Source organism: Bacteroides sp. D1, from assembly GCF_000157095.2.
Taxonomy (GTDB): Bacteria; Bacteroidota; Bacteroidia; order Bacteroidales; family Bacteroidaceae; genus Bacteroides; species Bacteroides xylanisolvens.
On record NZ_JH114350.1, the window covers coordinates 756,911 to 770,181 of the forward strand.

Annotated in this window: 9 protein-coding genes; 5 read left to right on the plus strand and 4 right to left on the minus strand. The window is 40.7% G+C overall.

Features of this window, described 5'->3' with window-relative positions; all coding sequences use genetic code 11:
- Positions 1-27 precede the first annotated feature (27 nt).
- The 4 genes from hisG to BSAG_RS01910 all read right to left on the minus strand — a co-directional run bounded on the left by hisG (position 28) and on the right by BSAG_RS01910 (position 4,572).
- On the minus strand, positions 28-879 hold the full coding sequence (gene hisG, locus BSAG_RS01925; protein ID WP_004310813.1) for an ATP phosphoribosyltransferase: 852 nt from the start codon (positions 877-879) through the stop codon (positions 28-30).
- 245 nt (positions 880-1,124) lie between these two features.
- The gene (locus tag BSAG_RS01920; protein ID WP_004310812.1) at positions 1,125-1,616 is read right to left on the minus strand and encodes a PaaI family thioesterase; all 492 of its coding nucleotides are present in this window, start codon (positions 1,614-1,616) and stop codon (positions 1,125-1,127) included.
- Positions 1,617-1,689: 73 nt separating this feature from the next.
- On the minus strand, positions 1,690-3,594 hold the full coding sequence (locus BSAG_RS01915; RefSeq protein ID WP_008018503.1) for a fimbrillin family protein: 1,905 nt from the start codon (positions 3,592-3,594) through the stop codon (positions 1,690-1,692).
- Between the two features lie 324 nt (positions 3,595-3,918).
- Positions 3,919-4,572, minus strand: coding sequence for a DUF2490 domain-containing protein (locus tag BSAG_RS01910; RefSeq protein WP_004315967.1), 654 nt, complete (start codon positions 4,570-4,572; stop codon positions 3,919-3,921).
- A 174-nt stretch (positions 4,573-4,746) separates the two neighbouring features.
- On the opposite strand from BSAG_RS01910, the gene BSAG_RS01905 reads away from it, so the two are divergent.
- The 5 genes from BSAG_RS01905 to BSAG_RS01885 all read left to right on the plus strand — a co-directional run bounded on the left by BSAG_RS01905 (position 4,747) and on the right by BSAG_RS01885 (position 13,270).
- Entirely contained in the window at positions 4,747-5,349 is a 603-nt protein-coding gene (locus BSAG_RS01905; RefSeq protein WP_004315968.1) for an RNA polymerase sigma-70 factor, read from the plus strand.
- Between the two features lie 126 nt (positions 5,350-5,475).
- Entirely contained in the window at positions 5,476-6,453 is a 978-nt protein-coding gene (locus BSAG_RS01900; protein ID WP_004315969.1) for a FecR family protein, read from the plus strand.
- Positions 6,454-6,721: 268 nt separating this feature from the next.
- Positions 6,722-9,991 carry a TonB-dependent receptor gene (locus tag BSAG_RS01895; RefSeq protein ID WP_008018504.1) on the plus strand — a complete coding sequence of 1,090 codons (3,270 nt, stop codon included), beginning with the start codon at positions 6,722-6,724 and terminating at the stop codon, positions 9,989-9,991.
- A 12-nt stretch (positions 9,992-10,003) separates the two neighbouring features.
- Complete coding sequence (locus BSAG_RS01890; protein ID WP_004315971.1) at positions 10,004-11,590, plus strand: RagB/SusD family nutrient uptake outer membrane protein; 1,587 nt, start codon at positions 10,004-10,006, stop codon at positions 11,588-11,590.
- 33 nt (positions 11,591-11,623) lie between these two features.
- On the plus strand, positions 11,624-13,270 hold the full coding sequence (locus BSAG_RS01885) for an FAD-dependent oxidoreductase (RefSeq protein WP_004315972.1): 1,647 nt from the start codon (positions 11,624-11,626) through the stop codon (positions 13,268-13,270).
- Position 13,271: the final 1 nt, after the last annotated feature.

The following is a 13,271-nucleotide window of genomic DNA, read 5'->3' on the forward strand; positions in this document are numbered from 1 at the left end:
CCGTGAAATCTGTGCCTATATATATATTTATACAATCATCTTCTCAATTGGCAGTACTAAAATGCCTTCTGCTCCCAGTCCTTTCAGTTTTCCAATGATTTCCCAAAAACGTTTTTCATCAAGTACTGTATGGACAGAGCACCAGCCTTCCTGTGCTAACGGCATCACCGTAGGACTCTTCATACCCGGCAATACAGCAATGATTTCTTCCAGTTTATCTTTCGGAGCATTCATCAATACATATTTTTTATCTTCGGCTGTTTTTACTGCATTCATGCGGAACAGCAGTTCTTCGAGCACTTCTTTTTTCTCGTCGCTCATATTCTTGTTGCCAATCAGCAATGCTTCCGACTTCATTACGACTTCCACTTCTTTCAAACGGTTACTTACCAACGTAGAACCGGAGCTTACAATATCAAAAATAGCATCAGCCAATCCAATTCCCGGAGACACTTCTACGGAACCGGTAATCACGTGAATTTCAGCATTTACACCATTTTTCTTCAGGAAGTTGCGAAGAATAACCGGATAAGAAGTAGCGATCTTCTTACCGTTAAACCATGACAAACCGGGATATTCAATATCTTTCGGCATAGCCAATGAAAGGCGACACTTACTGAATCCCAAACGTTTGATGATTTCCGCATCTTCTTCCTTTTCCATAAATTCGTTTTCGCCAACAATTCCCAAGTCTGCCACACCGGTAGCCACTGTCTGCGGGATATCATCATCACGAAGGAATAGAACTTCAATAGGGAAATTGGAAGACTGCACCAATAAGGTACGTTTTGTAGTGCTCAACTTAATATCCGACTCTCCTAAAAGTGCCATTGTCTCTTCGAAGAGACGTCCTTTGGCTTGTACTGCGATTCTTAACATAACTTTATTTAATTTTTAATTATAATATGCGTTGAGAAATAAAAAAGGCTTACCGTATTCGGCAAGCCTTAGTTATCGTTTATATAGTTATACACAATATCATCCACGCCCACCGATTATTCGTTAGGAAAATGATGATGATGATGTGTAGTTGTATATTTCATATTTCTTTTATTAACTGCGACAAAAGTAAAGCATTTGTTTGAAACCACCAAACATTTATCACAAAAACTTGAGTTTTTATTTCAAATTAAAGGCAATATCTCTTCCGGCTCTACATCACATTTCGTAAAATGCATTTCGTCTTTCGACTTTTCTTTCGAGAAAGTAAAGTAGGTACAAACCGATTCTGTGCATACTTCTCCATCCTCATTATATAATTTTGCTTCAACAATGACAATGTTCCGCTTCACTTCTTTAATAGAGGCGCGCAATACTATATGAGAATCTTTGGTATCAACAGATTTTCGGTAACGGGTTTCCATCTTCGAAGTCACTCCAGTCGTTTGTAGTTTACGAAGCACCACCCACGCACAGATTTCATCCATCAAAACTGCTTGAATACCGCCATGCAAAGTGTCAATCCAGCCTTGATACTCGGGACGTGGCTTCCAAATGCTCACTACTTCGTCACCATCCTCATAAAATTCCATTTTTACTCCAGCTTCATTATTAGGAGCACAACCGAAACAATTGTACCCTTCCAAACCCTTCCAGGGATTTATTATCTTCTTCATAGTTCTCTCTTTTAGTTAGTTTTACTTCCCAAATATAAGCAATTTATGAAAAGGAGATGCAATTTTCACTGATTTACTTTCTAATACAACGAATAGCGAAAGCTTTCGTATCAATACCCGCATTAGATTCTTCTATGATATTCGTATCACTTTTCATGTAGAAAACCTTAGTATCGATGGTGGCATTTGTATTGTCCAATGTCCAATATGCCAAATGTTTGTTCTCATAATCTGCTTGGAAAGCCCCTACATACATTCCTACAGGAATACCATTAAAACCGGATAAATTAGTTGCAGGTTGCACTTGTTCTTCCGTCTTCAGGGACAACCAGGTCCCTGACTTCAACAAAGAAGCTTCCCCCTTCAAGTAGTCTTTTAAAATATTCCAGTCTTCCCAATTCGGTATACTCCAGTGAGTTGGCAAGATCCTACCGGAAAGCGCAACATTAGCGGTATAAAAATAACGCTCTGTAGTAGATTGCAAATATCCGGCTATATTTGCTGTTACCTGATTCAATTTAGGGAGCGCATCACCGTTTACATATAAAGATGTCTCCAAATTACTCCTCATCCAGTATTGAGTTCCGATCTTCACTAACGGATAATTATGGATGACTCCTCCACGAACATCACGAACAATATCTTCCTGTGCCAAAACAGGTAACACATCATCTGCCAGTGTTACTGATAAGGAGATTGTTCCGTCTGCCAGCACATAAACATTATGACGAGCCAATAAGGTGCCATCCACATAGGTTAATGAATGATCTTCCATATTCCATGATACACTTCCACCATTCACTTTTCCTGATTTTCCTAATAACTGTGCTACAATCCCTTGAGATAAATTAACGCTACCGTCTTCTTTCATCGGATAGGCAACAATCGCTTGAGAAGAAAAATCCGGAGTAACAAGATACTCTTTACATATTTCGGCTACTTGTTTTCCCGAATGTATCACTTTGTACACATTCGATTTTTCAAAAGTCAGCTTCGATACATCTATGTATTTATGCAAAATACCCGATTCGGTATGATCCACTTCTGTTCCATCCCAATCCCCGATTTCTCCGTTCACTTTACTCATTAATATATCTTCGGCCGATACAAACGTTATTTCCAACTCTCTCTGTTTTCCACTTTCCAATTGTAAAGTGGATGGTAATAAACTGGTATATAGTTTGCCGGCAGCTTCCAATGTTATGTATTGATACCCAACAGTCGCCTCTTGGGGAATCAAAATAAGCTCTTTTCCTACTAGTCGACCGTCTTTTATTTCCCATTCTCCTGCAGGAGTAATATCTTTCTCTTCAGAATAGGCAGAGAATGTTTTCTTCTGAAAATCATAAATGGTCTTAGTATAAAAGCCACTCACCGAAAGTGTAGGTTTCACAGACAGTATTTCTTCTATATTCTCTCCCTCTCCGGGGACAAGGACTATTTTCATACGAAAAAACTGGTGATTGTAAGTCAAAGCAACTGCATCTTTACTGGCTAATACTTCCTTTTTGGAAGCAACTAGAAAATCAGAATGAGAATAATCATCCAGTTTATCTTGAGTTGTTGCAACGGTCACTTGCATGGAACTTTCCCCCATTGCTACTCCACTATTCTGATATGGATAATAACTGATTAAATTCAATGTAACTCCATCATCCGGATAGTAAACCGACTCATCAGATACAAACTCACCAGTAGATGAACGCACAAAATGAAGATTATCTGCATAACGTTCTTCTTGCATTGTAGTAGTTCCTGCAAGTGCAAATAATCCCACTTCATCTTTTTCTCCAAAACTATTGTTTACTACACGAGTATTCATAATCTCATGAATATCAGCTACAAACTTCAACGGAATATCTCCATTATTAATGATTTCCCCTTCTTCCTCCGAAATATGGTTTACACAAGCAGTAAACATAGTACAACAAAGGATAAAAAAACCTACTCCCACAAATAGGTTATGGCATGTTTTCATTTTGTTTTTCTATTAGTTCAAAAAAAGAAATTCTTGATTGAGCAGAAAGAATGCCATAAGAGGAAGTATTCACTTTCGGTTATGAAAAACCATACAACACGTCTGTTGCAACTGTAGAATCTTAAATTCCCACATTACAGTTTGAAATGTGGAAGCGAAAGTACAGATTATAGTTAAGAAAAGAAATATTTTCCTTTAAAAAGATTAATCTTTTATATAAAAAGCACGTAATCAGCCATTTACATAACACATGCAAAAACAAGACATTCTGAACTCCACATTATTATATTAGCATTGGTTATTATTTACTATCCGTCATTTATTTCAAAAAGAATACCCCACTTCTATTCCGGCAATGTGTCTGCCTTGCGAAGATGCATATTGATAACAATAAAATGCATCCAATGACCAACGTTTGGCTAAAGCAATCTCCACTCCGGGACGATAGCGCATACGGTCTGCTCTCCAAAAAGAGGTATCATCCAGACTTTGATAAATTTCAACAGAAAAATAAGGAGAAACGATTCCTTTTGTAGGAGCATAGGATAACTTCAAACGAGAACGTAGACGAGTTTCAGAATCACCACGGTCAAAAGTCTGCTGAAACCTCTCCCGCAAAGACACTTTCAACCATTGATAACGAAAGTTGGCAGTGGCAGATATATGATAGCGATGTCTCAACTTCCAGTCTGAATCACCCAAATTCCGAAGATGGGTCTCATATCCCACTCCCAGATTCAAAAAAGAACAAGGGCGATAACTTCCACCAACTGTCAGTCCCCAACGATCTAATCGACTTACATCATCCTTCATACGTAATTCCAAATCGCCTGAAACCGAGAAACGAGAATCTATCTTATAATTTACCTTAAATTTAGTCCATGTATTGAAATCATCACTTTGTGCCCATGCGGGAAACGACATTCCAAACAACAACACAAACAGCCAAATCTTAGTATTTAATATTATTCTACTCATTGATTATCGGGTTAAAGTTGCAAAGATAATAAATAATCTCCGACAAAGAAAAATCATGATACTGAAATAAATCTGAAAAAGATTAGCGACTTCTTTCCTTTTTTATTTCCCGGATTTTACGTACGTTTGTGACATTCTAACAATCCCTTTGTGAATTGAAACCTAAAATGCTATATGTGCGCAACAAATATTCCCGGTAATGAACGTTCGCTTGTCATCCGCCTGATAGCCGGAGATGAAGATGCATTCTGTGAACTTTATGCGGCTTATAAAAATCGCCTGATATATTTTGCGATGCGTTTTCTCAAATCACGCGAATACGCAGAGGATATCTTTCAGGACGCCTTCACTACGATTTGGGAAAGTCGTCGTTTTATTAATCCCAACACATCTTTTTCTTCTTATTTATATACAATCATGCGCAATCGGATTCTAAACCATTTGCGCGAACTGGCAAGCGAAGACCGACTGAAAGAGCAAATCCTTTCACAAGCTATAGACTACAGTAATGAGACGAACAATGAAATCATTGCCAATGATTTACAGAGACTTATATCTCATGCACTGGAACAACTGACTTCCCGCCAGCGAGAAATATTCGAAATGAGCCGTGAGAAACAAATGTCTCATAAAGAAATAGCAGAAGCATTGGAGATTTCTGTCAATACGGTACAAGAACATATCTCATCTTCTTTGCGTTCGCTTCGTACGTATTTAGAAAAACACTCTGTTACCGGCACTGACCTAATTTTACTTCTTATCTGCCTCAATCTTTAGCGGGAGATGGTTTCTAACGGCATATACAGTTAAAGGAAGTTAACTATACCCTAGACATTCTTTTTCTTTGTGTACTAATTATACAAAGGGGAAATTAAGATATACCCGAATTCTAAATAACAGAATATGAAGAATACAGAAAATAATAAAAAACTATATCGCCGTTATCTGGACGATCTCTATACAACAGAGGATGCCCGGCAACTACTGAACAGCCTGCACGACCCGGATAATCATGAAACACTCAATGAGTTGTCTTCCGATGTCTGGGAAGAAACCGCCACACAGCAACCTTATACAGATCTTGAACGTGAACACTATAAACGAGAGGCACGTCAATTATTGAAACACATAGAACATAAAAAACGTACTTGGTTCCATCGTATCGCAGTTGTTACCGCCAGCACTGCAGCAATCGTTTGCCTGGTACTGAGCGGAATTCATTATCTGGAACATCTGAATGAACAACAGATTATCTATCTGGAAGCCTCAACATCTTATGGCGAACGAAAACAACTTCTTCTGCCCGACGGCACCCAACTAACACTAAATTCCTGCTCACATGTCCGGTATCCGAATAATTTCACAGGAGAAGAGCGTAAAATAGTACTGGAAGGTGAAGGATATTTTCAGGTACACAGAAATGAAGAACAACCTTTCATTGTCAGTACCCGCCGTTTCGATGTACGTGTACTAGGAACCTGCTTTGATATAAAATCCTATTCTTCTGATGAAATCGTTTCTGTAGAAGTGGAAAGCGGAAAGGTGCAGGTAGATTTGCCGGAAGCGATGATGCGGTTAAAAGGCAAAGAGCAGGTACTTATCAATACCATTTCGGGCGAATACAGCAAACGACGGGAAGAGCGTCCGGTAGCCATATGGAAAAAAGGCGGTCTGCGTTTCAACAGTACTCCGATACGTGACGTGGCAAAAGAACTGGAACGAATGTACAATTGCCATATTACATTTGCCAACGGTAAATTCAACAATCTGATTTCCGGAGAACACGATAACAAGAGCCTGGAAGCAGTTCTTCAATCTATCGAATATACAAGTGGTATCCGGTATAAGAAGGAAGGCAACCACATATTGTTATATAAATAGCAAAAAGATGTTAATCACACCCTAGTATATAGTTTACGGTGTGTATTACCTTGTAGAACCTTGAATATTTAACTTATAATTTTAAAAAGACATATTATGAAAGCACCCGGTTAATTCCATCTCTGAAAAATAGGAGCTGTCTCTCAGAGAAGCCCCTATTCCGTAATCCGGACGGATATTCATTCGTTTCGACCCGTGTGAATAACGTATCTCGTATTACAAGTCTTTGTTTTAAATAATCTATTCAATTACTAAAACGTACAAATTTATGAATAATCTTCCTAATATAAAAAGGAAAGGCAGAAATGTACATTCATTTTTAGCTTTTTTACTATTCGTATGCTTGTCATCATTGCCTTGTTACATACAGGCACAAGAAAAGAAAAACATTACGCTGGATGTCAAGAATGAAACTGTAGAAAATGTATTCAATCAATTAAGCAAACAGACCGGCTACAAATTCTTTTATGATCAGGAAATTGTAAATGCCGCCCCACGTATTTCAATCAAAGCACGCAATAGCTCGTTAGAAAATATTTTGAGCATGATAACAGTACAGACCAATTTATATTTCAATAAGAAAAATAATACCATCTCTGTCGGCAAACAAAAAAGCCAGGAAACAATAAAATCAACAAGAACCAAAACCGTCAACGGAACAGTTACAGACCAGAACGGTGAACCCATTATCGGTGCCAATGTATTAGTAAAAGGTACGACAAACGGTATCATTACCGATATTAACGGAAACTATTCTTTGGCAAACGTAACCGAAGATGCTACTATTCAGTTCTCATACATCGGGTATCAAACAACCGAGGTCAAAGCGAACAGTAAAGAGTTGGCGCGTATCATACTAAAAGAAGACAGCGAGCTGCTGGACGAAGTAATAGTAGTAGGGTACGGTGTACAGAAACGCAGTGATGTCACAGGCGCTATATCTTCCGTAACTTCCGAGAAACTGAATTCTACCCCCTCTTCTAGCCTGGGTGAAATGCTGAGAGGACAAGCTGCCGGTGTGCAGGTTACCATGTCCAATGCCGCTCCCGGTGGCAGTTCGAATATTCTGATCCGGGGACGTCGTTCGCTTTCCGGCGGAAATGATCCTCTTTACATCGTGGACGGTGTCCCGATGACTAGTATAGATGATATAAACTCCAACGATATAGCATCACTCGAAGTTCTGAAAGACGCTTCTTCCCAATCAATCTATGGCGCACGCGCAGCCAATGGTGTCATACTAATCACTACCAAACGGGGACAGACCGGAAAGATGAAAATCAGTTATAACACCTACGCCGCTTCACAAAGTATCCATAAGAACTTTGAGTTTTACAATGGAGAGGAATGGGCTGCTTTACGCAAGGAAGCATACTATAATGCCAATCTTAGCTATGATGAAACCGACTGTTTCAGAGGGTTGATGCTCGACGTTTTTAAATCAGGAGAGTATGTTGACTGGGAAAAGCTAATGATAAGCTCCGCCTGGCAACAAAAGCACGACATCTTGATACAATCCGGCGGGGACAAAACAAAGTACGCTCTGGGACTGGGATATTTTGACCAAAACGGTATGGTTCCAAATTCGGGATTCCAACGTTTGAGCGGACGATTGAACATCGACCACAAACTACTGAAAAACCTGACAATAGGCACGAACTTCTTATACACCAAATCATGGAAGAAAACAGCAGACGGCTCCTTCAATTCATTTATCACCATGCCGCCTCTGGCAAAAGTATATAATGACGACGGTTCCTTGCGTGAAGATGTAACCGAAGCTGGAGAATCCCACTACAACCCATTATGGAATATCGACTACTCAAACAATAAAAGCCAGACCGACCGGCTATTGATCAACTTTTTCGTGGACTGGAAAATCACAAAGGACTTATCATACCGTGCAAACGGAAGTTTGAATACCAGGACTGTCCATAGCAACACTTATCAGGGGACAAAGCATACGACAGGACGCAATAACAATGGAAAAGCGACTGCCGGCACAAGTTTCTCTAACGACTACCTGTTCGAGAATATAGTCAACTACGTGAAGGATTTCAATAAGAACCATCATTTCGACGCAACCTTTATGCAAAGTGTCAATGTCATCGAATGGAAAAATCTAGGAATAAACGGTACCGGATTCGCAAACGATGATTTGACTTATAATGCGATAGGCTCTGCCAATGAATATGGTACGCCTACCTGGGAATTATCTGATAGAAAACTATTATCTTTCTTGGGACGTGTCAGATATAACCTGTTCGAGAAATACCTGTTCACCTTCGCTTTGCGTGTGGACGGTTCTTCCGTTTTCGGAAAGAATAACAAATACGGTTATTTCCCTTCGGGAGCTTTTGCCTGGAGGATAAATGAAGAATCCTTTTTAAAAGAAGCCAAATGGCTGTCCAACCTGAAACTCCGTTTAAGTTACGGTGCGGTCGGTAACCAAGGCGTTACCCCTTATAAATCACTTGGTTTGACAGATAGATACCTGACCGAATTCGGTGACAAGACCATCATCGGTTATCTACCCGGAACGGAATTGACCAACCCTAACTTGAAATGGGAAACGTCCACTTCCGGAAATATCGGACTTGATTTCGGATTCTTCAACGGAAGAATCAATGGTACGATAGAATACTATAATACCAAGACTACCGACCTGCTTGTCACCAAGTCTATCCCAAGCTCGCTCGGATATTCCACCCAGACTGTAAACCTGGCGGAAATGAAGAATAATGGTATCGAAATAACGCTGAATACCACTCCCGTCAAAATCAAAGATTTCAGATGGGATGTCAACTTCACTTTCACCAAGAACAAGAATGAAATTAAAAAGATAGACGGACAAGTCGATGAGAATGGCAAACCGCTTGATGACGTGAACAACAAATGGTTTGTCGGATATCCGATGAATGTATATTACGACTATGTATTTGACGGCATCTGGCAAAAAGATGACGATATCGCCAATTCTCATATGCCGACAGCTACTCCGGGCAGCATCAAACTGCGCGATGTCAACAACGACAATCAGATAACAGCCGATGACAGAGTAGTGATGCAACGTGACCCCAAATGGATAGGTACGGTCGGCACATCTTTCAACTACAAAGGATTCGACTTATCCGCCGACCTGTATATCTCTCATGGAGGAACGATATACAACCCTTATCTGACGACATTCGAGAATGGTGGTGACTTGACAGCCAAGCGAAATGGTATCCGACGCAATTACTGGACACAGAATAACCCGTCTAATGAAGCCCCTGCGCCCAACATGACGCAAGCTCCCGCATATATCAGTTCATTGGGTTATCAGGATGCCTCGTATGTCCGTCTGCGAAACGTTACTTTCGGATACAACTTCCCCCGTGCTCTTATCAGCAAAGCATACATGCAAAGTCTGAGACTCTATATGACACTGTCTAACTTCTGGACGAAAACCGATGTACAGGCTTACGGTCCGGAACAAACTCCGGGAGATTATCCCGAACCCAGGACTGTATTATTTGGATTGAATGTGACATTTTAATAAGATAAAATCATGAAAAAGAGTATATTATTTATATTTACAGCCTGCTTCCTCTTTACTACTTCCTGCTCCGACTTCCTAGATGAAGAACACAAGACGAAGTATAGCTCCGAATACGTATTCGGAACACCGGAAGGGCTAAAACTCGCGGTCAATGCACTATATGCATTGCAACGCTACTACGCAAATGATACTGAAAATGCCACCATCTTCGCTTTGGAAAGAGGTACGGATTTAGCTGTAACCAATGGCGGAACCGGTAACTTTTACGGCATCTATGACCCTAATTATTTAAAGCCGTCCGCCAGCCAGGTAGGATTCATGTGGCGTACAATGTATCAAATCATAGGCAAAGCCAATGAAATAATTGCCGCAGCCGAGGACTTGGAAGACACTCCTTCCTTACGGGCCACCGTCTCAGAAGCAAAATGTTTCAGAGCGCAGTCTTATTTCCTATTATACCGCACATTCGACAGGATATGGCTGAACATACAGCCGACTACTGCCGAAAACGTCAACGATCCGAGAGATTTTCATGCCGCTTCCGAGAAAGAAGTGTTCGACTTGATTTACGAGGATTTGGAGTATGCCATTACAAACCTCGACTGGGTATCCGACGAAGCGGGAAGATTCACCCAGGCTGCCGCCCGTCATATGAAAGCCAAAGCCGCATTATGGCTCAAAGACTGGGATACGACTCTGGAACAAGTGGAAGAAATAGAGAAATCGGGACATTTTGACTTGATTGCATTGAATGAAGTATTTAATGCCGGAGACTTGAATCATAAAGAAGCGCTGATGGTGCAACAGTGGAGTAAAAATCCGGGCGGTAATTTATCCAATGCCACTCCAAAAGGCAATTACTATGCAGCCTATTTCATCGCCCAATACCGTACCGAAATCGGTGGAACCGCAGAATATGCCTGTTCTTATGACAACTGGGGATATACTTACGGAAGATGTCTCCCCAGCCCCTATTTATTCTCACTGTATGACAAGGCTAAGGACAAACGTTATCAAGAGTACTACATACACCAGTACAAAAATACGACTGATAAAAACATCACATACGGTTCGGCTACAGTAAAACCCGGAGATTATTTCCCATTATATAAGAATGGAAGCATCAATAAGAATGTATATCCGGGATGTATCAAGTACGGAGATAAATGGACGCGCACCGCTTCGGAGACACGCAGTTATAAAGATGTGATAGTGTACCGTCTTGCCGAATCCTATATAATGGCAGCCGAGGCAGCCTTGATGAAAAACGACCAGACGTTGGCTAAATACTACTTTAACAAAACATGGGAAAGAGCCGGAAACGACAAATTCACCGGTGTGCTAACCATGAAAGACATTATGGACGAACAAGCCCGCGAGCTGTCTTTCGAAGGCGACAGATGGTATTTTCTGAAACGTCTTGGAATACTTATCGAACAAATCAAGGCATACGCCGGAGATCCGGAAATCCCTGCATCCATTCTCGGACGTAACAATCTGCCCGCCAACCCTCACTTTGTGAGATGGCCGATCCCCGAAGCGGAAGTTATCAATATGGGAGCCGAAAACTTCCCTCAAAATATAGGATACAAATAATCACATCATTGAAACAACATACATATAATTAAGATGAGAAAAAAAATTACCATATTAACACTGCTTTTCTGTTCTTTCGTTACAGGCTTGTTTGCCAATACTCCACAATATGACATTTGTATATATGGAGAGTCAGCTTCCGGAGTAATTGCTGCAATACAAGGCGCACGTATGGGTAAGAAAGTAGTGCTTATATCGAAAAACGACCATGTAGGCGGTCTTGTCACGTCAGGACTGACCGCTACCGACATGAACCGTAATGACCTGATAGGTGGTATAACAAAAGAATTCTACAACAAAATATACAACTACTATCTGCAACCTGAAGTATGGCACAACCAAGACAGGGAATCATTCATGGTTTCGACATTAAAGCGTACATATAGAGGGAAAAATGATGAAAGGCAGATACAATGGGTCTATGAATCCTCAGTAGCCGAACGAATTATGCGGGATATGCTGAAGACGGCAGGAGTAGAAATTCTTTTCAACCACCGGCTCGACCTAAATAAGAACGTCCGGAAAGAAGAGAATATAATCCGGAGCATCCAACTGGAGAATGGAAAGGTTATTGAAGCCAAAATGTTTATAGACGCATCCTACGAAGGCGATCTTCTGGCACGTGCAGGAGTATCCTACACAGTAGGACGCGAATCAAACCTGCAATACGGGGAAACCTATAATGGCATCCGTCTCAATTACAAACAAGGAAAAGACCTGACAAAAATAAGCCCTTACATTAAGGAAGGGAATGTAAAATCAGGTGCCTTGCCCTACGTTACAGATCGGGAATGGGGCAAACAAGGGGATGCGGACAAACGCGTGCAAGCCTATTGCTACAGAATGACTCTGACAAACGACCCCGATAACCGTATATCTATTCAAAAGCCGAAGAACTATAATCCGTTATGGTATGAGATATATGCACGTATGCTAAAACTGGAACCGGAAACAAAACTCCAGCAAATTATAACATTGACTCCTATGCCTAACAAGAAAACGGATACCAACCATCTGGACTTCTTCGGAGCAAGTTATAACTATGCAGAAGCCGACTATAAAACCAGGCAGGAAATAGAGCAGTTACATAAAGATTATGCGCTGGGCATGTTGTGGTTTCTGGGACATGACAAACGTGTACCAGAACATATCCGCAAAGAAATGCTGGACTGGGGATTGCCTAAAGACGAATTCACTGACACCCAAAATTTCCCTTATCAAATATACGTACGGGAAGCCCGCAGGATGATCGGAGCATTTGTAATGACAGAAAAGAATGTACGCAAAACAGATCGTACGCCGGTCGAACATTCGGTGGGACTGGGTTCTTATGCCCTGGACTGCCATTATGTATCCCGCGTCATCGACCAAGAGGGCAAATTAAGAAATGAGGGTACTATATTCGCCCCTACCATTCCCTACTCCATCAGTTATTATTCACTGACTCCTAAAGAGGAAGAATGTGCCAACCTATTGGCAACCGTATGTTTATCATCTTCTCATGTTGCCTATAGTACAATCAGGATGGAACCAGTATATATGATATTAGGACAATCGGCAGCCACAGCCGCCGCTCTGGCAATAGATTCGAATTTACCTGTCCAGAAAATATCTTATGATGTATTGAAGTATAAATTACTGCAGGACGGACAATTATTATCAGTACCCACTAAAAAATAAA